The organism is Undibacterium sp. TJN25, from assembly GCF_049339885.1.
Lineage (GTDB): Bacteria > Pseudomonadota > Gammaproteobacteria > Burkholderiales > Burkholderiaceae_D > Undibacterium.
Map to the genome: position 1 here is coordinate 236,366 of NZ_JBMPPM010000006.1, position 24,393 is coordinate 260,758.

Sequence of the window (24,393 nt, forward strand, 5' to 3'; positions counted from 1 at the left end):
ATCAGGTGTCAGGCATCGGTGTTTCATCTTGCGATGAAATGAAACACACATTCATTTTCAATCCCCGCGCATCCGGCGGGGATTTTTTTTGCTCGAAAAAAGACGAGTCCATGCACGGACGAAAGATTTTTTTAAGCATGCCACCAGCTACCGCAACAAGAATTTTATTCATGTTGTCCTACAAGGGCTCTGGTTGCTGTCCTATATGGCAACTTTTTACCCGATGCTACGATGCAATCCATGGTTCGGCTCGTTTCGAACCTGATGCGGCAAGCCGGTAGAAACCATTAATCATTAACACGCAAAGCTTTCAACCCGCTATGCATTGAAAGGAGCTCATTATGAATTGGGACATCGTAGAAGGTAACTGGAAACAGTTCAAAGGCAAGGCCAAAGAACAATGGGGTAAGTTGACGGACGACTCGCTGGACATCATTGCCGGCAAGCGCGATCAGCTGTCCGGCAAGGTGCAGGAAACCTACGGCATCAGCAAGGACGAAGCGGAAAAACAAATTCGCGAATTCGAAGATCGCAACAGGGATTACAAACCCTGAGGCAAGAGCGCACAAGGGGAGCAGAGTGCGGCTTGTTATAGCCGCACAGCTTTCCAGCGATGGTGTGAAGATAGCGTGAAAAGATAGCGTGAAAAGCGCTGTTAAAAAAGTGTAACCATAAAAACTATAAGGATAAAAAAATGAAGAAACTGATTACAGGCGTAATGTTCTCTGTCGCCGCCATGGGCATCTGCTCCACCGCAGCCTTTGCTGCCACCAACGAAGCCAAGGCAGCCTACAAGTCAGCGGAAGATAATGCCGATAACGAATATAAAGTCTCCAAGGCAAAATGCGACGGCCTCGCCGGTAATGCCAAGGATGTGTGTAGCGAAGAATCCAAATTGGCCCGCACCCGCATCAAGGCAGAGGCAAAAGCCAACTATGAAAATACTCCAAAGGCCTACACCACGGCCATGACGGACATCGCCGATGCCGAGTATGCCGTCGCAAAAGAAAAATGCGATGACAAGGCCGGCAACGCCAAGGATGTCTGCATCAAGGAAGCCAAGGCCATCAAGGAAACTTCGATCGCCAATGCCAAGGCAGGTAAAAAAGTAGCGGATGCACGCAACGACGCCGCCAAAACGAAAAACGATGCCGACTATAGTGTCGCCATTGAAAAATGCGATGGTCTGGCCGGCCCGAGCAAGGATGCATGTGTAGCATCGGCCAAAGCGCAGTACGGCAAATAAGCTTCAACGCCAGGCACTGTAGGTTCAGAACAGGCTTTACAGCAGTTTCAAGTTTCTTGAAGTAGCAGGTAAATCCGCATAGCGGGCCAGCCTGAAAGCAGTAAAACGGATTGTTGCTGAAGTTTCAGCGGTGGTCCGACAATTAAAACTTATCTTTTTTTTTGGAGAATAAAAATGAAATCCATTATCAAACGTCTCAGCGTTTTCCTTATGGCAGCAATGATGGTCGCACTGGTTGGCTGTGCATCCACTTCCAAACAGGAAGGCACAGGCGAGTATGTTGACGACACCGTCATCACTGCAAAAGTCAAGGCAGCAATCCTGAATGAACCTGCGCTGAAATCATCCGAAATCAACGTCGAAACTTTCAAAGGCACAGTGCAACTGAGCGGTTTCGTCGGCGACCCAGGCTCGATCGGCAAAGCAGTTGAAGTAACACGCGGTGTTAAAGGCGTGCAAAACGTGAAGAACGATATCCACGTCAAGTAATAGCATCAATACAGCGGCGTCCGGCATAGCCGGGCGCTCTGTTGGCCGCCCAGAGCGGCCATCGTTTTCTTCGCCGGGCTTGCAGTGATCATGCTGCCTCCGGCAAGCAATGAAACAAATCTCTTTCTTTATTGGAAATGAATACGCGGCCTAGGCCCGGCTTGCCGATACAGATGTTTTGTCCATACTGTCACCAAGGAGCTATCAATGGGAACTACTTCCACCATCGCAACAAAAACCGGTACTGCACGGGATGCAGCCGAGAATCTCGCCGGGCGTGTAGGTAGTGCGGCCGGAAACGTTTATGACGCCACCAAAGCTGCCGGTAAACAGGTAGGTTCCGTCGCTTCGGACGAGATGGCAAACCTGAAGGCTGATCTGGATGAGCTGATCGCGCGCCTGCCGAGCCTGTCGGATCTGGATCTGAATGCCGCCAAGGAAAAACTGCTGGAGCAGATCGCCACGGCGAAAGAAGCCGCTAACCAGGCAACGCTGAGCGCACGTGAAAAAGTCAGCCAGGGTGTGGATGTGGCCGGCGGCTATGTCAAGGATCGTCCGTTCCAGTCCGTTGCACTGGCAGCTGGAGTCGGCATCCTGATCGGCATGCTGATCGCACGCGACAGGTAGGCAACAGTATAAGCAGTACAGCGCCGCGCGCCTGATGAGGGCTGCGCGGCATATATTCAACGTGGGCCACTCGTCCTGTTAAATACAGCAACATCAAAGTCTTCAGCGCTGCCTGTCTAGCGACTAGTGCTGACGACTTTTCCTATTCTTATAATTATTCATCGGGAGAACTTTGTGTTTGAAACCATTGATAAAGCCAGACAACTTGGCATGCTTGGTTTGGAGCGCATAAGCGACTACCTTGAATTATTGCGGATAGAAATGGAAATGCAGGCGCGCGATGTTGGCGAACGTTTGATTAGTTTTGCGGTGATGGTTTTCTTTGCGCTGCTGGCTTTCTTTTTTTTAGGCATTGCCGTCCTGGTGACCTGCTGGGAAACCGAACACCGCATTGTTGCTGCCTGGGCGGTTTTCGCTGCCTATGGTATTGCCGCAATCGCATGCTATGTGGCGGCCCGCAAACGCAAGCCCGCCGATCCGGCGTTGAAGATGCTGCGCGAAGAGCTGCAGCAAGACATCCAACTGCTCAAAGATTTGCTATAAGGCTGCCGGCATGAACAATATCCTGGAAATAGAGCGGAATTTATTGCTGGCAAAGATGCGCTCCAGCCGTGTACTGATGCGGCAAAAATTTGTACGCAAAAGCAGGGCCGAGCGTGCTGCCGAGTCGGCAGAACAGGACAAGGATGGATTTCCGCGCAGCCATGCGTTGAGGCTGCTGATGCAGCATCCGGTATGGGTAGCCGCGGGCGCGCTGGCCTTTGTCGTGCTGGGCCCGCGCAAGCTGGTCAGCGGCGCGCTGAAAACCGGAGTTGCCATGGCCGGCGGCATGTTGACCAACCCTGCAAATATTGCCATGCTGCTGCGCATACTGCCGCAAATTTCTCCTGCCGCGTCCAGCTTCATACACTCCATGCTGACGCCCAAAAACCGCGAGTAAAAACGCGAGCTGCTGTTACATTATCCTGTACTGAATCCTGCATTTTTTTTGTAAGCGCGGTTGCTGCACTGGCCGCGGACTCCTCCTGTGCTGACCACTCTGCCTGTTTCAAGCGTGTTGCTTATTCCCCCGTCTGAAATAGGCCTGCAGAATATTTACCTGTGTTGGATATCGTACAGAGATAGCGGGCAACTTTGCCTATTCTGTAACCTGTGCATGGGCAGATCGATTGCCGAGTCCGGTAGGTAAAAGCAAGCCGGACCATGTGCGAACTCTCTTAACGGAGAATTTACAGCGTCCCAATAATCTATTTGAGGAGTTTCATCATGAATTCGGATCAAGTCAAAGGTGCTACCAAAGATGCAATCGGTAAAGTGCAAAAAGAAGCAGGCAAACTGGTCGGCAGCAAAGAGCAGGAAGCCAAGGGCGCAGCCAAGCAGGTAGAAGGCAAAACCCAAAAAGGTATCGGCAATATCAAGGAAGCGATAAAAGATTCATCCAAGAAGTAAGCCGCACATGCGGACCTGCCTTCATGTTCTTGCTGTCTTCCCTGGCGGCATGAGCATGGCGGCAAGTTCCGCGAAAAGAATTTTCTTCCTGGTTCGCAGAAGGCTTGCAGCCGCTGGTCAAGGCAGAAAAGACCGCTAGACGAAGCACAGGAGGCAGTATGCTGGAAACACCTGTTGTAGATTCCATATCGGAAACATCCGCCAGGCCGGCCCCGCGCCTGGTGTCTGGCCTGTTTCCAGATCGCGAAAGCGCCGAGCATGCTTATCAAAGCATAGTGGATCGCGGTTACAGCCGCAGTGAAGTCAATGTCATCATGTCGGACGATACGCGCAAGCGCTATTTTTCCGGTACTACTTCAGCCGAAACCGAATTAGGCAGCAAGGCAGCGGAAGGCGCAGGCATAGGCGGCGCCATCGGTGGAGCGCTGGGTGCGATAGGCGCAGCGCTGGCCACCGTCGGCACCTCAATTGTGATTCCCGGCCTGGGCCTGGTGATTGCAGGTCCCGTTGTGGCCGCACTGGCTGGCGCCGGCGCCGGAGGTTTGGCAGGCGGCCTGGTCGGCGCGCTGATAGGCTGGGGCATTCCCGAAGAACGCGTCAAGCTGTATGAGGCCGGTGTAAAAAACGGCGGCATCCTGATGAGCGTCAGGCCGCGTACAGAACAAGATGCGTTATACCTGGAATCCCAATGGAAGACGCAGCGCGGAGAGCACATTTACTGGTAAGCCGGCAAGGTCGGCAGAATTGCCTGCCTGAATAGCCAAGGCTGGTATCGGCGGCGCTGAAAATAGCTTGCTGACAATGCTGCTAAAAAATACACCAGCCATGCAGCCCGGAGCGGCGTACTCTCCTCAACAAGAAACTATAACGATCGCTGAGGCCAGGCATGCATAGCACTCCCCACATTCATCCGGTAGCCGCCAATCCTGCTGATCCGGAACCAGCTCCGCCGGAGAATATCGAAACAGTGTCGGCGCTGGATACGCGCTTTCCCGAAACATCAGCATCCCTGGCACAGTCGCGTGTCCACGTTGATGCGCGTGGCTGGGCCATCACGCTGCTGGCGATTGTGGCCTTCATCTTTGCATTGAGCTTCGCGCGTAAATTTTTTATCCCCCTCACTTTCTCGATTTTTATCGCATACACGCTCAGCCCGCTGGTTGCGGCGCTGCAACGCATCCATATACCGCGTCTGGTGGGCACATCGGTGCTGATGATCAGTATCCTGTTCGGCATAGGCATGCACATGAATTCGTTGAAGGACGAGTTTGATTCCATCCTGGTGCAGTTACCGGCCGCGACCCGCAAGTTGTCTACCGAGCTGGCCAAGGTGCAATACGGCCAGGCGACGCTGATGCAAAAGATGCAGGCCGCTGCGGTGGAGTTGGAAAAGGCCACCAGCCAGGCTACCGGCACGCCGAAGCCGGATTTCAGAAAACCCGTTGTCAGCGATCCGCCGGTTTTCAGGCTGAGGGAGTGGCTGCTGCTGGGTTCCGTCAGCGTCGCAGAATTCCTGGGGCAGGCGCTGATGGTGCTTTTCCTCGTGTTTTTCCTGCTGCTTTCCGATGACACCTTCAAGCGCAAGCTGGTCAAGCTGACCGGGCCTTCGCTGAGCAAGAAGAAAATTACCGTTCAGATACTGAGCGACATCAACACGTCCATCCAGCACTATATGTTCATGCTGCTGGTGACCAATGTGCTGCTCGGCCTGCTGGTCTGGGCCGCCTTTCAGATCATCGGCCTGGAGAACGCGGGCGCCTGGGCGTTTTCCAGCGCGCTGCTGCATGTGATCCCCTATTTTGGCTCGTTGCTGATCGCTGCAGCAACCGGTATCGTGGCATTCATGCAGTTCGGATCGATTTCCATGGCCTTGCTGGTGGCCGGTGTTTCGCTGGGTATTGCAACACTGGTCGGCACCTTTGTCACGACATGGATGACGGGGCGCATCGCCAAGATGAATGCGGCTGCGGTGTTTATCGTGCTGCTGTTCTGGGGCTGGCTATGGGGCGTGTGGGGACTGCTGCTGGGCATTCCCATCATCGTCATCGTCAAGGTCGTCTCCGAACATATCGAAGGCCTGGAAGCCGTCTCTGAGCTGCTTGGCGACTGACCGAAAATGATGTGCAACATTCCAATCAAATTCGTTTGCGTGAGATAACGTACAGAAGCAGCAACACAGAGCGCCTACACTGGAACTGTTCGATGGGGTATTGCATGGCTTTCTCAATACCGTCGATTCGGTAATTTCGGTAAACCATGTATCACAAGGAGATCACTATGAACACGACAAAAATTCTGGCAGTGAAGAGTATTGCCATCGCAGCGATTTTCAGTCTGAGCGCATGTGCAGGCATGAATAATCAGGATAAAAGTGCGGTTGCAGGCGCCGGTATTGGTGCAGTCGGCGGCGCAGTACTGACCGGCGGCAGCGCCATCGGTACGGTAGGCGGCGCAGCAGTCGGCGGTTACCTGGGTAATGAAGTCGGCAAGAAAAAAGAATAAATCCCCTGGGCTAAGGCCCAGGCGGCAATCATGGCTTGCAGATGGGTGCGATGCACGCAGCGGCAACTGGTCATGAGATTCTTTCAGAGCTCATTTCATGCATATCGGCGCACCGCTGCTGTGCATGAAATGAGTTCTGCTGCCGGGATCAGGGTTTGACCTATTCCGCACCGTTTTCCATTAATAAAAGTCTTACTACAAAAATGAAAGGGGCTCCATCATGCTTTATACCATCGCTGTGATCCTGTTAGTGTTATGGATACTGGGCTTGGTCAGCTCGTACACCATAGGCGGATTTATCCATATCCTGCTGGTTGTGGCCATCGTCATGTTCCTGGTGCAAATCGTCAGCGGACGAAGATAGCAGTCGCCGGAAGAACGCATGCACCGCATGCGCGACACCAAAAAGTCAGCTAAAAAGCCATCCCGCCGGTATTCGCCGGCAGGATGGCTTTTTAACGTGTCGCTGGAACGCAGGAAGGAAGGAAAGATAAGGCCCGCTGAAGTGCATGCTAATGATGTTGAAGGAGGGTTTAGAAAGGAAGGGCGGCTGCGCGAATGGATCCTTGGTGGTTCCCCGCATGCCGCCCGTATGGACGCCGGCTTCAGGCCGGCCAGTGTGAGCTATGCGCTGGCTTACAGCCGGTAGGCCTGGTTGTTTTCTACATGCACGCGGGTGCCGACGCGGACGTCAGCAATGTTTTCCTGCGTCAGGGTCTGATAGCTGCCGTTGTCCATGCGCACGGTGATCTGGTACATTTCACGTGATTGCGGTGCGCTGTTATTTTGCTCTACCTTGTTACCGACCACCGCGCCGCCTACTGCGCCGGCAACGGTTGCCACGGTATTGCCCGCACCGCCGCCTACCTGGTTACCCAGGATGCCACCGACGATACCGCCCACGATGGCACCCGCGCCAGGGCCTTTTTTCTCGGTCGTTACCTGCACGATCTGGATGGAATCGACGACCCCGTAGCTATTGGAGATCTGTGACGATACCGGGACAGAAGTGGTTGTGGTGGTTGAGCCGCAGGCACTCAGCAGGGAAGTGGCGGCAACGACAGCAGCAATGGCAAATTTTTGGTGAATAATCATGATTGTTCTCCTTGGCTATGTGTGTAGTGAAGCATAGTCAGGCGGCATCAATGTCTCAGTGCGGTAACACACTGTATCTAAAGCGCTTACGCCGCATAATGACATTCAAGCGGCATGGAAACATATTCCACGCTTTTGCGACCGGCTCTTTTGCCGCAAAATTCCGTCATTCTCCCTATGACAGCAGCTTATTCCTGCGACTCGCGCCGCTTTCTCCTCTTGCCGCATTTGACGACCCCGTGTTTCGTGGTTGTAGGACAACACTGACCGTTCTCAACGCGCTTTGCGTACAAGTCCGCCCCTTGTAATCCGATGGCTCATTTCTTGGTAAAAACTTAAAGTGGGAACCATATTACTTAGCTCGATAAGTGATCGGTAACCAAGGCTCAATCCGTATTTAAGGCAAGTATCCAAGCGTATTACTGCAACGAATTCCTCAGGGTTTGCTGCAGCTAATTGATGTCAGTTTTTGAATTTAAGGGGACTAAAATGAACAATTCCATGCGTACTGAAATCTCGGTGAAAGCGCGTCTTCCTATTCCAGCAGCAAGCAATGTCGTGAAACGCGAATTTACCATTGTCAGCAACCAGCTGAATCCGCGTCCTATCGGCCCGATACAAAATGATTTGCTTGCCGCACTCCCGGCTGACGAGCTGGCCTACCTGCTGCCTCATCTGGAGTTCGTGCATCTTCCTTTCGACAAAGAACTGTATGAATACGGCAGCAAACTGTCCCATGTGTATTTTCCGACTACGGCGATTGTTGCCTTGCTGTATGTGCTGGCCGACGGTGGCGTGACTGAAATTGGCGTCATCGGCCATGAAGGCCTGCTGGGCATCTCTACGCTGATGGGTGAAAGCGCGCTGGGTACTGCGATGGTGCAGAGCGCAGGCCATGCCTACAAAATGAAAGCATCTGTACTGAAAGAAGCCTGTGCCCGCGGCGGCAAACTGCAGCAGCTGCTGATGCGCTACACGCAGGCCCTGTTTGCACAAATGGCGCAGAACTCGGTATGCGGCCGTCATTATTCTATCGATCAGCAGCTGTCCCGCTGGTTGCTGGATAGGCTGGATCGCTTGCCTACCAATGAATTGAAAGTGACGCAGGAAATGATTGCGAACATGCTGGGCGTACGCCGCGAAAGCGTGACGGAAGCGGCCGGAAAATTGCAGGCTGAAGGCTTGATCCAGTACCGCCGCGGCAACATCACCGTGCTGGACCGGGAAGGTCTGGAGATGCATGCCGGCGAGTGCTACAAGGTGGCCAAGCATGAATTCGATTTGATGTTGTCCAGCCCTTATGGAGCTGCACGATAAGTTATTGAAGTAGGCGTGGGTGGTAAGTGGTGGCTTGGATCGCGTTGGCGGTTCAGGCCATTTTCTTTTTCGGCTTGCCAATTTATGCCGATGCCGGGAGGCTGCTTTATTGGATAAGCTTGCGCTTCGTTGGAGTTGGCTGGGGTGTCCCGGCGGCCACTCACTTTTTTTGCTTCGTCACCTGGGCGGACCAAGAAAAAATAAGCAAAAGAAGACGACCGCAGATTTACCCTACGGCTGATGATGCGAGCGTTATCACATTGTGTGCGCTGAAAAAAATGCAGCGCGCCCAGCGGATGGACATCAACGGCAACTTCAGTCAGCCTGCTAATTGCGAAGCGTGTTTATTGGCGCTGACCGCAGAGAGATCATTTTTTCTGCAGCAACCACTTTTTAAGTCATGGCCTAATGTGGAAACGGCAGGAAGGCTTCTATCGCAGTGCCTCTGTTGGCGATGCCGGGTTTGACGGTGAAGCTGCCACCCAGCAGCAGGGCGCGTTCGCGCATGCCTAGCAGGCCGTGGGATTTGGGTTTTTTCAGGGCGTCTTTGGGGATGCCTACGCCGTCGTCCAGTATTTGCAGCCACAGGCCGGCGGACTGGCGTTTCAGCGTGATCTTGACGTGGCTGGCCTTGGCGTATTTGATGACGTTGTTCAGCGATTCCTGCGTGATGCGGAACAGGGCGATGGCCCAGGCGGGGTCGATGTTGTCGAAGTCTTCGGAGATGTCCGCCTCATACATCAGGCCGGCGATGCGGGTGGTTTCTTCGCAATGGCTCTGGATGGAGGCGGTCAGGCCGAGGTTGTCCAGCATGCTGGGACGCAGGTCTTCGATGATGCGGCGTTTCAGGTCTACGGTATCGAGCAGTGCCTGCTTGGCGCGCAGCAGCTGGTTGGCCAGCGGCGGGTCGGTTTTTTTCAATTTCTCGGTGACCATCGACAGGTCCATGCTGATGGCGGTAAGGCTGGCGCCCATTTCATCGTGCAGCTCGCGCGCGAGCTTGGCCTTTTCTTCTTCGGACACGCTCAGCAGGTGGCGCGACAAGACAGAAAGCTGCTCCGTGCGCGCCAGTACTGTGGTTTCCAGGTTGTCGTTGGCCAGCTTCAGCGCATCTTCCACAGAACGCTGCTTGTTGAAGCTCCTGCCGATCAGGCGGTAGAACAGCATCAGGATCAGGATTGCCACGGCGATGATCGCATTCCCTATCCACAGGCCATGCTGGTATTCCTCATAAAAGCGGTCGCGCCTGGCGGTCAGCAGCTCCAGCTCTTCCTTTTCCATGATGATGTCGAGCAGGCGGATTTCATCCATGATTTCCCTGCCGTCGCCGACCTTGACGGCATTGACGACTTCACTCAGGCCGCCGTCCTTGAACAGCGCAGTGCCCTCGTCGAAAGCCTTCATCTTGCGGTCGAACAGCAGGCGCAGCTGTGCCAGGTTCTTTACCTGCGAAGGATTGTTTTCCACCAGCTTGGCGAGGATGATGAACTCTGCATCCAGCTTGTCCTTGGCGGTTTTCCACGGGCCGAGGTAGATGGGATCTTCCGACATATAGTAGCCGCGCAGACTGCTTTCGGCATCCATGATCAGCAGGTTGATGTTCTTTAAATGGTCCTTGACGCTCCAGCCATGCTCCATCCAGTCGTTATTCTGTTTCAGTTTCTGCAGGTTCTGGTAATTGGAAACGGCCGAGCCGGCCAGCGTCACGAGGCAGATCAGGAAAAGTGCAGTGACATAAACAGGTAGGGATGCGGAATTGTTTTTTTTCACTTGAACCGGGGCCTTAACGATCAATCGATCAATGGAATAAGAGGGAGCATAGCATCTTGATACCCGCGATGCGGGGTTGTGCCTGCGTAGGCTCCTGGCCTTCAACCGCGTGCTGCAGCGGCAAAGACACCGTCTATTGTATTTTTTTGTGCGCTTTATAGCTAGCGGCAAAGCAATTTATAGCGGCCCGCTTTGTATGCGGTAGGTGTTGTCCTACATCGACTTCCGCGTAAGCTTATTGCGTTCGGATAAGCCTGTCCTTAGAATGCGTATACATAAGGAAAATTGATAGATACAAAAAGACCAATCAAAAGGTCTACATAATGAACATCGACAAAAAATTGAAGGTATTTTTAATAGAAGATGCAATCAAGATCCGGTCTGTACTGATCGACATCTTGCAGCAGTCCGGAGAAATCGAAGTAATCGGTTTCGCAGAAAATGAAAAAGATGCCTTGAGTCAATTACGCTCCAAGGAATGGGATGTTGCGATTGTCGATATCGGCCTGCGCGAAGGCAATGGCCTGGCTGTGCTTGCCGCATTGAAGAGCGATGCCCGGCCTTATGGCAAGCGCCTGGTCTTTACCAGCAACCCCAGTACTGCCTTGAAAGCCCGTACCCTGGCCTTGGGGGCAGAAGCGTTCTTTGACAAATCCCGGGACATGGACATCCTGGTAAATCATATACATTCAATGGTGCATTGAATGGCGTGGTGAGGCGTGTCTATGCGCCCGCGCGCCCGTTGTTTGCTAGCAGCGCTTTCCCGTTCCGGCGATTCCGTTTCCTGATTTTTCCTCCCGCCGTTTCTATGGCAGATAGTTCCCGCCTTCTGATAACAAAATGGCTGCCCAAGGCAGCCATGTGTTGTTTTATTCCCTTGACCTCTATCCCTGTTATCCCATTCCAGCCTGGGCAGGTCCTGCAGCTTATTCCAGCAGGTTGTTTTTCAGCGCGTAGTAAGTCAGGTCGCTATTCGAGTGCAGACCCATTTTTTCCATGACCCGCGTGCGGTAGGTACTGATGGTTTTGACGCTGAGCGACAGCTTGACGGCGATGTCGGACACAGACTCGCCTTTCGCCAGGCGCAGAAATACCTGGAACTCGCGGTCTGACAATTCGGTATGGATAGCCGCGGTAGCATCGTGGTCAAAGCCCTGCGCCAGGATCTCGCCCACGGCTGCACTCACATAGCGGCGGCCGGTGGCGACGGTGCGTACTGCCTTGATCAGTTCTTCGGCGTCGCACTCCTTGTTCAGGTAGCCGTTGGCACCCATCTTCAGCAGATTCACCGCATATTGCTGCGCCGGATAGCCGCTGAGGATCAGGATGGGCAATTCAGGCTGGCCCTGTTTGATGGTGCGCAGCGTATCGATGCCGCTTTGGTCGGGCATGCTGATATCAAGCAGCATCACGTCGCAGATTTTTTTACGCGCGATGTCCAGCGCTTCCCTTCCGCTGGTTGCTTCAGCGACGACTTCAATATCGCTGATCTCAGAAAAAATCTGCTTGAATCCTGCTCGAACAATCTGGTGGTCGTCACAGATGGCAATACGTATCATTTCTTCCTCGACTTTATCTTGAACGAATGTGCTTTTGCGGCCTGCCGGAGCGGGTAAGCCCCTTTAACTGGTATGGGCACATGCTGAACAATGTTATATGTAAATTTTACACTAAGGGGTTGCCACATTTTGCAATTTGTTACGGATTTGCGCCGGTTTTTGCAAACTTCCGAAATATTCCGCATATTGGCGGGTAAATTCGGCACCCAGAAAAAATATCTGGGACGAATAATAGATCCACAGCAGCAGGGCCACTACCGAGCCGGCCGCGCCGTAGCCGCTGGCGACCGCGCTATTGCCCAGGTACACGCCTATCGCATACTTGCCCAGGCTGAACAAGCCGGCGGTGCCCAGCGCGCCTATCCAGACATCGCTCCAGGATAGCCTGATTTGCGGCAGCATCTTGTAGATGACCGCAAACATGCAGGCAATCACGGCAAATGAAAACACCGAGGACAGCGGACTGATGATCAGTGCGCCTTGCGCCCAGCCCGCCCAGAAGCGCTCCAGGATGGCCAGCGCGGCGCTGATTACCAGCGACACCAGCAGCAGGAAGGCCAGCACCAGCACCAGGCCAAAGGACAGTATCCGCGTGCGTATCAATCCGATTATTCCCGGCTGGTAAGTTGTCGGCACCTGCCAGATTTCGTCCAGGCTGGCTTTCAATTCTGCAAATACACTGGTCGCGCCGACCAGCAGCACGATCGTCGCCACCGTTGTGGCGATGCGTCCCGAGGTTGGATTGTGCGCGCCGGCCAGCAGCACCTGGATCGCGTCCGAGCTGCTGGGGCCGATCAGCGCGGTGAGCTGCGCAAAGATTTCTTTCTGCGCCATGTCGCCGTCAAATACCGTGCCCACAATCGCAATCACCAGCACCAGGATGGGCGCCATCGAAAACAGCGTATAAAACGCCAAGGCTGCCCCCTTGCTGGCCGCGCGCTGCGTGATCCATTGTTCCACGGAGCTGATCAGCATCAGGCGCATTCTCTCTTTCACCGGCAAATGCAAAGATTCCGGCTCGCCGGCCGGAATCTTTGGATAAGAAGCAGATTGTTCGTGGTCCATCAATACGGGTCCAAGTAAGGAGGCTGGAGCGGGGGCAGCGATCGTTTTTCTGCGTAATACCTTTTGGTATTCCTTCTGGTTGTGCATGCGCTTTGTTTCCGGTTTCTCCAAGTAATACCAGTATCCGCTTTTCTTTGCGGGAAATATGTACGTTAGCGTACCGAAACACCGGCTCCTCGCCACTATCGTATCAACGTGGCGGACTTTACCGCCGAACTCCAACCCAAGGAAAATCATGGACGCCATCAAATTATTGACCGCGCAACACCGGGCACTGGAAAACGTGCTGAAAAAAGCACTTCAAGCCAACGGCGCAGAACAATACGCGCTGTTCAAGCAAGGCGCGGACGAACTTAGCGTCCACATCGCATCGGAAGAACAGATCTTTTATCCTGCGGTCAAAGCCAAGCGTACCCGCGACATTCTGCTGGAGTCGCTGGAAGAGCATCTCTCGCTGAAAAGGCTGATCGCAGACCTGCTGACGCTGAAACCGGCAGACGATACCTTCCAGCCCAAGCTGAAAGTATTGTCGGAGCAGGCAGAGCACCATCACAAGGAAGAGGAGGAGCATCTGTTCCCCAAGGTAACCAAGCTGCTGGATGACAAAGAGCTGGACGACCTCGGTTCTGAAATGCAGGCCCTGCAACTGGCGCTGATCAAGCATGGCGATCCGCGTAAATCGGCTGCCGATGAAACCGCCGAAGCACAGCCCCTGTAAGCAGACGGCCTTGCTCCAGCCTTCCTATAAATCTCCAGGCAAGCAAGCAGCAGCATAAGGAACGGAGCGGGCATCTGCATGCCTGCTCCGTTTTTTGTGCCAGCTGCATGCGTGGTTTTCAAAAAATTTGATAATTCAACCGTCACGCCCTCAGCCTGCTGCTGTGCTAGTTCCTGCGCTGGAACAGCAGGCTCAGCAAATAGCCGGCAACTGCCGCGACAACGATGGACTCCACTGGTTTTTTCCTTACCTGCGTGCGGCAATCATCGAGCAATTGCTGTTGTGCCACGTGGAATTTTTCACTGGTGCAGTGCAGGCTTTCCAGTGCCGAGGCGGCGGTATCGGCCAGCTTGTCCACTGTTTGCCGCATGGTTTGCTGGGTGCCGGTGACGAGGCGCTCTGCTACTGCGACGGGTTTGTCCAGCAATTCTTTGGCAGCCGCTGCCGTAGCCGGTATGGCCGACGCGATCTTGTCTGCCGCTGCTGTTGCGGACGTTGTTACATCGCCGTTCTGTATGCTGGCGCTGGTCGGGAAAGGTAAATTGTCGTTGATAGCCATAATAGGTGCTCCTAAGTTTGATTAAGCTTGTGCATCTGTTGTGCGCTTGATGTAGCGTCCCGCCCGGAAATGGGCAAAGGCGCTGCCGCTTTTACGGACCAGGCTCAGTGCCGCCAGCAATACCAGCGCACTGAAAAATGTGGTCAGCAGCGAAGTAAGAACCGGTGCGTGGGCAGCCTGTAATCCGATCGCCGGCAGCGTTGGCGCCGGTTGCAGTATCCAGTGGCCGACGGCGCCGCCAAGCATGCCCAGCAGGACGCTGAGCGTCAGGCCGAATTGCCTGTCTGCCCTGGTCAGCAGACTGGCAGCCCAGGCAAGGGCGAGGCTCGACACTATCCATGCGATAAAGCTCATGCAGGCTCCCTGAATTCAGGCCGCGTGGGCAAGTTAGTGGCGTACCTGGTTGTCGGCGGCGCTGGCTGTGCCGGCGGGAGGAGGCAAGTTGCCGCCTTCGCCTTCCCAGGTATTCAATTCCACCTTATGTTGCTTGTGCTCATGGGTTTTTGCGTATTGCCTGCTTTTGCCCAAGGCGGTCAACAGGGCCCAGCCGGCCAAACCGGCAGCTAATAGAATTTGTTTTTTTGTCAGCATGGGAAACTTTCTGTTTCAAGTTGATTAAAAATGACGAGCGCCGGTATGCATGTTCGTGAGTATTGCCTGCGTCTCTCTTGCATATCTGTTGCGCATCTCTCAGTGCCTGCGGGTATTCAGCGTTCAGGCAACGTTTCTGCTCATACCCAGTGCTACCGGCTTGTTTTGCCTTTTCAGGCAATCCCGGATGATTTTCTGCGCATCCCCAACGGCGATCTGGCATTTGCCGCTGATCTGCATGTGGGCACCGGCAACCTGCAGGCGGTTATTGCCGAGCAGGCGGCCAAACAATTCCTGAGTGAGTCCCAGGGAATAAATGCTTACACCTTTCAGCAGACATTTGTTCATGGCGTTTCTCCGTCTAATGTTGGAAAGATCATCTTGGGTACGAAGGTATGAAAAATCACAAACAAGCATTTCTTTACAGGACGCTTTGTGGTGATTTTTCTATGGAATTGATACTAGCATCAGCAAATTGGACGCTATATAGGACGTCAGCGAGTGCCCTTGTAGGACTAGATGAAGTGAATGCACTCAGGCATCAGGCAGGGCGCCAGCCCCGCAAGGGCGGGGCGTGGCTAACGCTAGCTATTGCCGGTTTGCGGATTTTGGCTGGTGACAGCGGCTTTGTATGCGCCACGCCACACACCCTTTATTCGTGCATTCCTACAGGGGTGGAAGCGCATGTCCGATGGTCGCGACACGCTCGGATGATTAGCATGTTTGCATGTTAAAGATGTTCCGGTTTCCGGGATTTGTGTCTTTAACGTCCCGCGATATTCCGGGCGGGAGAGTAGCAAAGCGGTAGCAAGGGCGCGTGGATACCCGGCAACCAAGCATGCAATGTGCATACGCCGTTGCGTGCAGGTTCAGGCAAGGAGCCGGCCCTTATTACCAAGTGCAGCAAGTGCTGTCAGTACATTCACATAAAGGAAACATCATGGACAACGACGATATCATTTCTACCTTGAACGACTTGATCGAAACCTGTAAGGACGGTGAAGAAGGTTTCAAAACCTGCGTGGAAGATGCAAGCGATCGCCATCCACAATTGAAAGCCATGCTGGCAGACCGTCAGCGCGGCTGTGCCGCTGCGGCAAGTGAGCTGCAAGACCTTGTGCGTGCTCAAGGTGGCGATCCTGAAACCAGCAGCAGCGTGGCTGGCGCCTTGCACCGTAGCTGGGTGAACATCAAAACGGCCATTACCGGCAAGGATGATGAAGCCGTGCTGAATGAATGCGAACGCGGTGAAGATTCTGCCGTCCGCAGTTATCGCAAGGCATTGGAAAAAGACCTGCCGGCGCATATCCGCCTGGTAGTCGAGCGCCAGTACCAGGGTGTGCTGCGCAACCATGACCAGATCAAGACTCTGCGTGATCAGGTCAGGGTCAATGCGTAAGCCTGATGCCCTGGCTTAAAGCCTGAGCCAAGGCCCAGGCGGCCGTAAGGCCAGAAGTCCCGGCGATGCCGGGATTTTTTATGTCTGCTTCATTTTTGCCTGCTTAATCGAGAAATTGCTGCACCACGGCCACTGTAGCTGCCGGGTCTTCTTCCTGCGGTACATGTCCCAGCTCGGGAAATCTCACTAGTTTGCTGCCTGCGATATCGCGCTGGAACAGAACGCCGTTCTCAACCGGAATCAGCTTGTCCCGCTCTCCCCACAGTATCAGCGTTGGCACTGCCAGCGTTTTGATCTTGCCGGCGCTGGCGCCGCCGTCCAGCTGGCCGAAACGTTTGCCGAGCGCGCGGCGGTTGCCTTGCCGCAGCGTCATGGCTTCGTAGCGGTCCACCAGCGCGGGAGTGACGCGGCTGGCGTCGCCGTACACATTGCGCACGCTCTTTTCCATCATGCTGCGCGGCAGCGTCCACTCCATCAGCCGGTTCAGCCCCGGCATGCGGGCAATCATAAAACCTACCGGCACTGATTTCGGCGTGAACGCATATCCGCCTGCATCCACCAGTATCAATTTTCCCACGCGCTGTGGCGCTGCCACGGCCACTTGCCATGCGATTTCTCCGCCCAGAGAATTGCCGCCAAGGATGCATTTCTGCACACCCAGCTTGTCCAGCAGGTCCAGCATGAAACGGATATACGCGGCATTGCTGTAATCATCCTGCGCGTTCGGCCCGGTCAGGCCAAAGCCGGGTAGATCCATCGTGATGATCCGGTGCTTGCCCTTCAACGCGGCTACCCAGCCTTCCCAGGTATGCAGGCTGGCGGCGGTGCCGTGGATCAGCACCAGCGGCAGCGGGTCGTCGCGCGGGCCTTCGTCCCGGACATGCACCTGCAAGCCACCGACATCGATGAACTGCGACGGCGGCGGCGCCCAGCGGGCTTTGAGTTCGTCCACGGGCTTGTCTGGCGCCCAGTTCAGTGCAATTCCCAGCGCAAAAATTGCCAGCAGTAATAGCAGCAGATACAGCAAACCTTTCAGCAAGCGGCGGCCCATGTGTGTTCCTTTGTGGTTTGTCCCAGCGCCATCATACGCAGGCACTGGCAAAACGAAAGGACGTTTGCTGCCAGCTTGCAAGCGGAACAGCCGTAAAGTGCCACAGAAGGTAAGACTAGGATAGCCCAAAATTGTACTTTTCAAGAAAGATTGCCACAGAAGATGAGATTAATTGCCATGAAAGATGAGATTTTCTGAACTAGTCACTTTTGAATGTAAAACAAGCAGTTGCTGGGCATTTTAAATAGAAGCCTGCCCTATGTTCGTTTGCGTGCTGAATTGGCCCACTCCGTTTGACCATACCTCCATTGTCTGGCGAACGCCGCCACGCGATCATAAGATCCTCCTAATCCCAATTCCAATAGATCCTCGTGAAGCTGTTTTAAACTGCGCCGCTGTTTGTGTGATTTGGCCGCCTCGGTCTTGAGCCAGCCTGAGAGCTGGAAGGCGCATGGGTCGATTGCGCTTGCCGATTGGCGCTCGGGATAGGTGGGCTCGGTCGTTTCCGAGCGCAGGTAGCGTCGGACGGTGTTTCGAGAAATGCCCAAGCGTCTGGCGATTTCTCTCAAGGGGACTTGGTCACGAATGTGCCAGCGTCGAATAATGCCTAGTAATGCCACGTCGATCACTCCAATCTCCTACTCATCACGATAAGTAGGATTGTCTTCTAAACGTGGGTCAGAATTATGTGCAAACCAACAGGCAAAGTAGATAACTATCGCTTGGTATCGCCAATTGCACAATCACTCATTTTTTCGGATGGCTTTTTACGATTGTTTTTGCAACATACAGTAATTTAAGTTGCAAATTAGACTAGCATTATTTACAAATAAGCTATTGGTAGAAATTAATATATTTGCCAGTCGAAGGACTAACTAAACCATCTAAAAAGGGGGCGAAAAATGCTAGCCAAAATCAATAATGACGGACGGTATCTGTTCAGGAAAGAATTCAACCTCAAGAGTACTGGCAAGGTAGATTTTTCGATGAGCATCAATAATGGGCTGGTCGCCACTGTTCAACTCGTGATCAGAGATGTTGCGCACAAAGATTTAATTTTAACGAAAGTGTTCTCGACTGGTAATTCAGGGAAAGTCATGTGGTCATTTGATGCCGCAGATTATCCAACGGCAGTGATCCTGATCTGGAATACCTGGGTGGCGGATACCACCAAGCAGCCGAAGGCGTTTACGCTATCGGCACAAGTGACGCAAGCCGGACACGCACCACTGCCCGTTTCAGTACTAGATGGTGAAATGACGGGCGACGATGATCTCGCTGGCGTGTCCATAGACGGTCTTAGAATTTTATAGGTGCTGCCATGACCTTCTCATTCCTATACCGTGCGGCAAAGTTTGTCGCCATTGCGGCCTTTTACATCCTATCCTTACCTAGCAGCGCAGCCGAGGAAATAACAATCGACGGCAAAACATATGTTGTTTACGAGTGGGTCGCAGTGTCACCTACCGTTATGCAATTCAGGGGCACTTTAAAAGCACCCAATGCAGGTGCGTCCAAATCGACAACCGAGTCAAAAACAGTAGGTGCGTCAGATTCTCCGGTACCATCGGAAAAGAAAGCAAATTCTGTAGCAGTAAGCAGCGCTGATCCCACTACCGCTATAGTGAAAGCATTGACGACGACGATCAACACCGAAACAACCCTCATGGATTCGTCGGGTCTCACCTTATTAGGGGTGACGGCGACAGACATAAATCGACCTGTAAGCCCTAGAGACTTTGCAGTTGCAATCGCACGAGGCAGTGACGCTTCCGGAAAAATAAAAACGGGCGCAGGCGTTGAAATAAGCCCATTCGGCCTATTTTTTCCGGATTCGATTGTCGGCGGCACTACATATGAGAAAGACCATCTCATGCAGGCAAAAGCTCGAACAACTATCGCTTTGGCGACAGCCCAATCAGACGACTCCAAAATCGGTAATCAAGTGGCAGCGACTATCCGAGTGGGATTAATTGACAAAGGGGATCCACGGATTATTTGGTGGAGTCTCCTTGACGACTGCTCAAAAAAATATCAGGGGTTGAGCAGGATCCCGGACCCGGAATTCGATGAAAATGGCAAATTAATACCCGCAAAGGAACCTGACGAAGAGGTTAAGAATATGAAGTCTGCTGAAGGCTGCTATGCAGCTAAGCAGACAGAACTTGCGGCAAAGAGCGCTTGGAAGCTGCCATCCTGGTACGTCGGCGCTGGCAAGGCATGGTTCACCGGGGAATCTGGTAAAGTCCAGGACTCACGCGCAGGCGCTAAAGTACTCTGGACCTCATACTCCCAAGGTGACTATCTAGATAAGAGTCGATCGTTGAAAGGGTTATATCAACTCTACGCAGAAAAAAAATGGGATGATCGAGTTCAAGATACCACGGACGCGAGTAAGTTAATATCTGAAACCAGGACCGATGCGATCGCGAGGTTCCGATTTGGAAAAACCAACTGGAATGCTTTCGTTGATGCCGGCCTAGTCAGGGTGAATACCGCTGGAGTATCGACGCAAAATATTCGTCGGTTCGGATATGGAGCTGAATACAAGATTGCCGAGGATATTTGGATCGTGGTCGGCAGCGTCATGGAGCGCGGATACGCTGCGGCGGATGGCAAAAGAACTCTTTTCAGTACCGGCTTGCGCTTTGGGCAATCTGACAAATCCATTTTTTCACCGGATCCAGCGCCAGTGAAGTCGACATCGGATAGTGAAAAAAACAAGGTTGAAAATCAGGCCGCAAAGTGAGCTTCTGTGTAAGAGCAATTATTAGCCGAAAATCATTAAAAAAACCGAAGACGCAAGCGGTCTCCCCAGAGAACGCTTGCTTCCGACCCGGCCTGAAATAACTGCTCTCATATCTGAAAAAATTAGAATCTAAAAGGACGTATGACCGGGTGCCAACCTTTGCCAGGCGGTCGAAGGTGAATCAACCTAACCAAATTCAATTCAATTCAAGACAGATAAGTTTGACACAGATGATTTCAAAAAAAGTCTGCCGAGTTTCGCCAAGGGTTGCTGACAGATGCCATCCGTTTCAACAAACCAGTAACACCTAAGGTGGCGTCAAGACAGAGATTGCGCGACAGCGATAGGCCCGTCGTCCATGTTTGAAGGAAAAAAAGGCGCGATAAAATCGGGCTAGCGATGTCGGTCGATGATTTCAAATAATCGACGGCACGATAACGCTAGATGTATCTCCGGCGCCGTGGCCACTCCAAGCAAAAGGCCGGGCAAGGCCAAGGATGGATTTGCGTACCATGCAGATAAAGGCGATGGCCCCATGCCAAAGGTTCTTGCTTCGCGAACTATATCCATGTCATTTACACCCTCTGGCAGCCTGAGAAGTACTGCCAGGCCGGCGTTAATCCACTCAGCGTCGTGCGTCTGCAACTGTGCGCATAGCGCGTCGCGTTGGGAAGAATACAGACGCTTGAGACGGCGGACGCGTTGGATGTAGTGACCATCGCGCATAAATTGAGCCGTCGCGAGTTGAATTACTGGTGAGGGCGCGGGGGAAAGCGTTGCTGTCATCTCCGAAAATTCGCAAATCAATTCAGTTGGCGCGACAACAAATCCAAGTCGCAGCGCCGGGCTGATAGTCTTACTGAAAGTACCTATGTGGATAACCCGATTACCCACATCCAAAGATGCCAAGGCGGGCGCCGGCCTGCCATCCAGTTGTAACTCGCTGAGGTAGTCATCTTCGATGATCCAGGCGTTGCTTGAGACTGCCCATTCAAGTAGTTGAATTCTACGCCTCAGAGACAACGTCGGACCTAAGGGAGCTTGTTGACCTGGCGTCACGACCGCCAGCGCAGCGTCCGCGGCGTGCTCAATCCCGTAGCTTACGTCGAGACCTTCGGCGTCCACTGGCACCGGAACGATGTTCAAGCGAGCGAGCTCTAAGCCCCTTCGAGCAAAAAGGAAACCGGGCTCTTCCATCCAGACCTTGTTACCGTCCAAACCTAACACTCGCAGTGTAAGCCCCAAACCCGCCGCATATCCCGAAGTAATAAACACTTGTTCAGGGGAACATTGTAGGTTTCGGGATATGGCGAGATATCCCGCGATTTCTCGACGCAAATCAGACTCCCCTCTAGGATCAGGATAGACCAGTGACGATAAAGATCCTGTCTTTAATAGATTCGAAGACCGTGCACGCTCGAAAAGCTTTTTTGGCAGGTCTTTTAACGCCGGGACACCGAGCTGAAAGATCGATGGTCCGGCAGTCAGCTCCTGATAGGTTCTCATAAAACCTTCAGGCCTAACCATTGCAGATCGAACTACCGTGACCTGAGGTCGTAGCGCCACTCGGGTACCCCTTGCCCCGCATGATTCAATCATCTGGGCGTCGGATAATCGTTCATATGCCGCTTGAACCGTACCGCGCGCTACACCAAGCTGCGCTGCCAGGCCTTGCCATGAAGGCAAACGAGTACCTGGCGCGAGCAGGCCCGACTCTATTGCTCGAGAAATGCTCATACGAATTTGTTCTGACAGGGAAAGCTTCGTTGTCCGGTCGAGTTGAATCTTCAGTTCTGAATTCATATTCTTAGTACACACAAAAATGAAAGGTCTTGGTTCTATATTTCTTAACGTCATTGGTACAGAATTTCAGGGTCAATTTAAGGAAAAAAGCCGACCATGATTATTCGTCCAATTCTGACCGTATTTTGCGCGAGCATCATAATTTTCGCTAGCACCGCCGCACTAGCGCAAGGCCATCGCGAGATCGTTAAGCCGAATTTTGAACAAACAATCCCCAATCTACCGGGGAAATCACTCGTCGCTGTAGAAGTAGAGTATCCACCGGGCGTTGGTTCGTTACCCCACCTGCACGCGAAGTCGGCCTTCATTTATGCATATGTGATATCGGGTGAAATCGAATCAAAGGTCAATGATGCTCAAGTGCATGTGTATCGAGCCGGTGACAGCTGGTCCGAGCCGCCAGGCGCGAGTCATTCCATAAGCCGGAACGCGAGCAAAACGCGATCCGCCAAACTGTTGGCGATATTCGTTGTTGATACAGAAGATAAACATTTGACCACGTTGGTCAGGTAAACATCCCCTTGTACCTAGATCTATCCCTTCAACCATAGGAAGAACCATGACCACCGGAATCAAAAAAACCAACTCCGTCATCGAATGCATCTTGAGCCGCTCCGCAGCCAAGTATTACGACCCTGTCGCCACGTTGAGCGATGAGGAAATCTTTGAGCTGGTGCGAATAGGCACCGCTGCGCCGACGTCATTTCACTTGCAGAACTGGCGGTTCATCGCCGTGCGTACACGTGAAGCCAAGGCACGCCTGAGTCCGATTGCCTGGAATCAACCCGCCATCGCCGATGCAGCCGTGACCTTCGTCGTTATCGGCCAGTTAGTCGACACCAGTGTAATACCTGAGCGCCTGGCGCCACTTGTAGAAGCGGGTGTGATGCCGGCTTCCATGGTAGCCGAGTGGGAAAATCCCGCACGCGATCTGTATATGGCGTACCCGCAGCGCCGGCGTGACGAGGCCGTACGCACTGCCACCTTCGGTGCATCAGCGATGATCTATGCAGCGCGTTCGTTCGGCCTGGGTTCTACCCCGATGATCGGCTTCGATGCGGATGCGGTGCATCGCGAGTTCGGCCTAGCCGCGGACGAAATACCGGTAATGCTGTTGTCCGTGGGGACAGAGCGTCCGGGGAATTGGGCCCAGAAGCCGCGTCGTCCGGTTTCTGATGTACTGAATTTCATCTGACCTGTATCCACTCACATCGCGCCTTTCTAGGTTTCAAAGAAGATGTGATCTGATGCGAAACGTAATGACGAAGCCCGGGAAGCTATCAGGAAGAGTTCTTGGAAATGCACCGGGCTTTTTGTCCATGCTGACTATTTCTACGGACGGACCGGTACTTTACCGGTCCGGATAGGTGGCGAATCTGAGTCCGGTGGGACATCACCTATTAACAACTACGATAAAACGTTTGAGCTTTCAATTTACCGAGGTCCTATGTCCCAAGTCGACTGGCTGAGCCATCTCCTGCGAATGATTACCGTTACTGGTCGGCTGGAGGTCCGTTGTACGTACGGCGCGCCATGGCGAGTTACATGGGATCGGGCTGCGGCACACGAGATTCCATACCACGTGGTGCTCAAAGGGCGAGCTGTTATTGAGGATCCTGGTACAGGGAAAACCTACGAATTGGTCAGTGGAGACATCGTGTTATTGCCTCACGGGTCAGGGCATGTCCTGCACGATGGCAGCGGCTATAAGCCGGGACCAACCCGCAATCGCCAAGGTTCCTCCGGATGGATGTTCAGCGAGAACGATGGTAAAGGCGAACAATTGGACATGTTGTGCGGACGATTTTTTGTCGAACCACCTCATGATCGGTTGATTCGCGATTACCTCCCCACGACCCTCATGGTCCGCGGTGTGGACAGCCGCGGTGACGACAGCGTCGGGGATGCGTCGAATCCCTTGGCCAGTCTCGTTGCGGTGATGCGCTCGGAGTCCGCCAACGACAAACCTGGCGGATACGCCATTCTTAATGCGCTTACATCGGCGTTATTCACATTGGCATTGAGGGCGGCGAGCGAATCCGAACAGGCGCCGCCAGGTTTGTTGGCGCTCGCCGGCCATCCGCGGCTGGCCCCAGCCATTTCTGCGATGTTCGCTGATCCGGCGCACTCCTGGAGCCTGCCTGATCTAGCTGGCTTGTGCAGCATGTCGCGTGCCACCTTTATGCGGCATTTCCAGGACAAGCTAGGGCGCTCGGCCATTGATCTGCTGACCGATATCCGCATGAGCCTGGCTGCCAACGAACTGAAGAAGCCGGCTGCGACTACTGAGGCAGTCGCAGACTCGGTAGGATACCGATCGGTCACCTCGTTCCGCCGCGCGTTCACCGACAAAATGGGGATGACACCGGGCCAATGGCGTCGTCTGGCGCTCGAAGGTGAATAG

General features: G+C 53.5%; 32 protein-coding genes and 1 pseudogene. 22 read left to right on the plus strand and 11 right to left on the minus strand.

Going from position 1 to position 24,393, the window contains the following annotated elements:
* Position 1 precedes the first annotated feature (1 nt).
* Complete coding sequence (locus tag ACO0LO_RS16690; protein ID WP_422965450.1) at positions 2-172, minus strand: hypothetical protein; 171 nt, start codon at positions 170-172, stop codon at positions 2-4.
* Between the two features lie 169 nt (positions 173-341).
* Between ACO0LO_RS16690 and ACO0LO_RS16695 the strand changes: the two genes are divergently transcribed.
* From ACO0LO_RS16695 to ACO0LO_RS16750, 12 genes are all read left to right on the plus strand, one after another.
* A complete protein-coding gene (locus ACO0LO_RS16695; RefSeq protein WP_422965451.1) occupies positions 342-554 on the plus strand; it encodes a CsbD family protein in 213 nt (70 codons plus the stop codon).
* 140 nt (positions 555-694) lie between these two features.
* A complete protein-coding gene (locus tag ACO0LO_RS16700; RefSeq protein ID WP_422965453.1) occupies positions 695-1,246 on the plus strand; it encodes a hypothetical protein in 552 nt (183 codons plus the stop codon).
* 174 nt (positions 1,247-1,420) lie between these two features.
* Entirely contained in the window at positions 1,421-1,735 is a 315-nt protein-coding gene (locus tag ACO0LO_RS16705) for a BON domain-containing protein (protein WP_422965455.1), read from the plus strand.
* A gap of 207 nt (positions 1,736-1,942) precedes the next feature.
* Entirely contained in the window at positions 1,943-2,362 is a 420-nt protein-coding gene (locus ACO0LO_RS16710; RefSeq protein WP_422965457.1) for a DUF883 family protein, read from the plus strand.
* A 174-nt stretch (positions 2,363-2,536) separates the two neighbouring features.
* On the plus strand, positions 2,537-2,905 hold the full coding sequence (locus tag ACO0LO_RS16715) for a phage holin family protein (RefSeq protein WP_422965459.1): 369 nt from the start codon (positions 2,537-2,539) through the stop codon (positions 2,903-2,905).
* A 10-nt stretch (positions 2,906-2,915) separates the two neighbouring features.
* Complete coding sequence (locus tag ACO0LO_RS16720) at positions 2,916-3,302, plus strand: hypothetical protein (RefSeq protein WP_422965461.1); 387 nt, start codon at positions 2,916-2,918, stop codon at positions 3,300-3,302.
* A gap of 326 nt (positions 3,303-3,628) precedes the next feature.
* Complete coding sequence (locus ACO0LO_RS16725; protein WP_422965463.1) at positions 3,629-3,811, plus strand: CsbD family protein; 183 nt, start codon at positions 3,629-3,631, stop codon at positions 3,809-3,811.
* A gap of 158 nt (positions 3,812-3,969) precedes the next feature.
* The gene (locus tag ACO0LO_RS16730; RefSeq protein ID WP_422965465.1) at positions 3,970-4,536 is read left to right on the plus strand and encodes a hypothetical protein; all 567 of its coding nucleotides are present in this window, start codon (positions 3,970-3,972) and stop codon (positions 4,534-4,536) included.
* A gap of 161 nt (positions 4,537-4,697) precedes the next feature.
* Positions 4,698-5,921 carry an AI-2E family transporter gene (locus ACO0LO_RS16735; RefSeq protein ID WP_422965467.1) on the plus strand — a complete coding sequence of 408 codons (1,224 nt, stop codon included), beginning with the start codon at positions 4,698-4,700 and terminating at the stop codon, positions 5,919-5,921.
* Positions 5,922-6,088: 167 nt separating this feature from the next.
* Positions 6,089-6,313: a prenyltransferase gene (locus ACO0LO_RS16740; protein WP_422965469.1), complete on the plus strand. Its 225-nt coding sequence runs from the start codon at positions 6,089-6,091 to the stop codon at positions 6,311-6,313.
* A gap of 220 nt (positions 6,314-6,533) precedes the next feature.
* The gene (locus tag ACO0LO_RS16745) at positions 6,534-6,677 is read left to right on the plus strand and encodes a lmo0937 family membrane protein (protein WP_188566304.1); all 144 of its coding nucleotides are present in this window, start codon (positions 6,534-6,536) and stop codon (positions 6,675-6,677) included.
* Positions 6,678-6,695: 18 nt separating this feature from the next.
* A complete protein-coding gene (locus ACO0LO_RS16750) occupies positions 6,696-6,962 on the plus strand; it encodes a hypothetical protein (protein WP_422965470.1) in 267 nt (88 codons plus the stop codon).
* Here ACO0LO_RS16750 and ACO0LO_RS16755 read toward each other — a convergent pair.
* Positions 6,950-7,408, minus strand: coding sequence for a glycine zipper 2TM domain-containing protein (locus ACO0LO_RS16755; RefSeq protein ID WP_422965472.1), 459 nt, complete (start codon positions 7,406-7,408; stop codon positions 6,950-6,952). The genes ACO0LO_RS16750 and ACO0LO_RS16755 overlap by 13 nt on opposite strands.
* Before the next feature lie 489 nt (positions 7,409-7,897).
* On the opposite strand from ACO0LO_RS16755, the gene ACO0LO_RS16760 reads away from it, so the two are divergent.
* Positions 7,898-8,725 (plus strand): Crp/Fnr family transcriptional regulator, encoded by an 828-nt coding sequence (locus ACO0LO_RS16760; protein ID WP_422965474.1) that lies wholly within the window; start codon positions 7,898-7,900, stop codon positions 8,723-8,725.
* Positions 8,726-9,130: 405 nt separating this feature from the next.
* On the opposite strand, the gene ACO0LO_RS16765 is transcribed toward ACO0LO_RS16760, so the two are convergent.
* The gene (locus ACO0LO_RS16765; RefSeq protein WP_422965475.1) at positions 9,131-10,495 is read right to left on the minus strand and encodes a CHASE3 domain-containing protein; all 1,365 of its coding nucleotides are present in this window, start codon (positions 10,493-10,495) and stop codon (positions 9,131-9,133) included.
* Between the two features lie 323 nt (positions 10,496-10,818).
* Between ACO0LO_RS16765 and ACO0LO_RS16770 the strand changes: the two genes are divergently transcribed.
* Positions 10,819-11,199, plus strand: coding sequence for a response regulator (locus ACO0LO_RS16770; RefSeq protein ID WP_422965477.1), 381 nt, complete (start codon positions 10,819-10,821; stop codon positions 11,197-11,199).
* A gap of 222 nt (positions 11,200-11,421) precedes the next feature.
* On the opposite strand, the gene ACO0LO_RS16775 is transcribed toward ACO0LO_RS16770, so the two are convergent.
* Positions 11,422-12,054 (minus strand): response regulator, encoded by a 633-nt coding sequence (locus ACO0LO_RS16775; protein ID WP_394781218.1) that lies wholly within the window; start codon positions 12,052-12,054, stop codon positions 11,422-11,424.
* Positions 12,055-12,165: 111 nt separating this feature from the next.
* Positions 12,166-13,038, minus strand: coding sequence for a YihY/virulence factor BrkB family protein (locus ACO0LO_RS16780; protein ID WP_422965894.1), 873 nt, complete (start codon positions 13,036-13,038; stop codon positions 12,166-12,168).
* A 316-nt stretch (positions 13,039-13,354) separates the two neighbouring features.
* On the opposite strand from ACO0LO_RS16780, the gene ACO0LO_RS16785 reads away from it, so the two are divergent.
* Positions 13,355-13,837, plus strand: a complete 483-nt coding sequence (locus ACO0LO_RS16785) for a hemerythrin domain-containing protein (protein WP_422965479.1) — start codon at positions 13,355-13,357, stop codon at positions 13,835-13,837.
* A gap of 166 nt (positions 13,838-14,003) precedes the next feature.
* Here the strand turns inward: ACO0LO_RS16785 and ACO0LO_RS16790 are convergent, their stop codons facing one another.
* From ACO0LO_RS16790 to ACO0LO_RS16800, 3 genes are read right to left on the minus strand one after another with little or no spacing between them, the layout of a single operon-like run.
* A complete protein-coding gene (locus tag ACO0LO_RS16790) occupies positions 14,004-14,396 on the minus strand; it encodes a hypothetical protein (RefSeq protein WP_422965480.1) in 393 nt (130 codons plus the stop codon).
* A 21-nt stretch (positions 14,397-14,417) separates the two neighbouring features.
* Entirely contained in the window at positions 14,418-14,750 is a 333-nt protein-coding gene (locus ACO0LO_RS16795) for a hypothetical protein (RefSeq protein ID WP_422965482.1), read from the minus strand.
* Between the two features lie 33 nt (positions 14,751-14,783).
* Positions 14,784-14,987, minus strand: coding sequence for a hypothetical protein (locus ACO0LO_RS16800; protein WP_422965484.1), 204 nt, complete (start codon positions 14,985-14,987; stop codon positions 14,784-14,786).
* A 45-nt stretch (positions 14,988-15,032) separates the two neighbouring features.
* Between ACO0LO_RS16800 and ACO0LO_RS16805 the strand changes: the two genes are divergently transcribed.
* Together ACO0LO_RS16805 and ACO0LO_RS16810 are read left to right on the plus strand one after the other, a co-directional pair.
* The gene (locus ACO0LO_RS16805; protein ID WP_422965486.1) at positions 15,033-15,386 is read left to right on the plus strand and encodes a hypothetical protein; all 354 of its coding nucleotides are present in this window, start codon (positions 15,033-15,035) and stop codon (positions 15,384-15,386) included.
* Positions 15,387-15,927: 541 nt separating this feature from the next.
* Positions 15,928-16,386, plus strand: a complete 459-nt coding sequence (locus ACO0LO_RS16810; protein WP_422965487.1) for a PA2169 family four-helix-bundle protein — start codon at positions 15,928-15,930, stop codon at positions 16,384-16,386.
* A gap of 103 nt (positions 16,387-16,489) precedes the next feature.
* Here the strand turns inward: ACO0LO_RS16810 and ACO0LO_RS16815 are convergent, their stop codons facing one another.
* Together ACO0LO_RS16815 and ACO0LO_RS16820 are read right to left on the minus strand one after the other, a co-directional pair.
* The gene (locus ACO0LO_RS16815) at positions 16,490-17,437 is read right to left on the minus strand and encodes an alpha/beta fold hydrolase (RefSeq protein WP_422965489.1); all 948 of its coding nucleotides are present in this window, start codon (positions 17,435-17,437) and stop codon (positions 16,490-16,492) included.
* Between the two features lie 302 nt (positions 17,438-17,739).
* A pseudogene (locus ACO0LO_RS16820) lies at positions 17,740-18,066 on the minus strand (helix-turn-helix domain-containing protein); the annotation flags it as partial.
* Between the two features lie 273 nt (positions 18,067-18,339).
* Here ACO0LO_RS16820 and ACO0LO_RS16825 point away from each other — a divergent pair.
* Both ACO0LO_RS16825 and ACO0LO_RS16830 read left to right on the plus strand, forming a co-directional pair.
* Positions 18,340-18,750 carry a hypothetical protein gene (locus tag ACO0LO_RS16825; RefSeq protein ID WP_422965491.1) on the plus strand — a complete coding sequence of 137 codons (411 nt, stop codon included), beginning with the start codon at positions 18,340-18,342 and terminating at the stop codon, positions 18,748-18,750.
* Positions 18,751-18,758: 8 nt separating this feature from the next.
* Positions 18,759-20,186, plus strand: a complete 1,428-nt coding sequence (locus tag ACO0LO_RS16830) for a hypothetical protein (protein ID WP_422965493.1) — start codon at positions 18,759-18,761, stop codon at positions 20,184-20,186.
* A gap of 393 nt (positions 20,187-20,579) precedes the next feature.
* On the opposite strand, the gene ACO0LO_RS16835 is transcribed toward ACO0LO_RS16830, so the two are convergent.
* Positions 20,580-21,989, minus strand: coding sequence for a PLP-dependent aminotransferase family protein (locus ACO0LO_RS16835; protein WP_422965495.1), 1,410 nt, complete (start codon positions 21,987-21,989; stop codon positions 20,580-20,582).
* A 96-nt stretch (positions 21,990-22,085) separates the two neighbouring features.
* On the opposite strand from ACO0LO_RS16835, the gene ACO0LO_RS16840 reads away from it, so the two are divergent.
* The 3 genes from ACO0LO_RS16840 to ACO0LO_RS16850 all read left to right on the plus strand — a co-directional run bounded on the left by ACO0LO_RS16840 (position 22,086) and on the right by ACO0LO_RS16850 (position 24,393).
* Positions 22,086-22,502, plus strand: a complete 417-nt coding sequence (locus ACO0LO_RS16840) for a cupin domain-containing protein (RefSeq protein ID WP_422965496.1) — start codon at positions 22,086-22,088, stop codon at positions 22,500-22,502.
* Between the two features lie 46 nt (positions 22,503-22,548).
* Positions 22,549-23,184, plus strand: a complete 636-nt coding sequence (locus ACO0LO_RS16845) for a nitroreductase family protein (protein WP_422965498.1) — start codon at positions 22,549-22,551, stop codon at positions 23,182-23,184.
* Positions 23,185-23,436: 252 nt separating this feature from the next.
* Complete coding sequence (locus tag ACO0LO_RS16850; RefSeq protein WP_422965499.1) at positions 23,437-24,393, plus strand: AraC family transcriptional regulator; 957 nt, start codon at positions 23,437-23,439, stop codon at positions 24,391-24,393.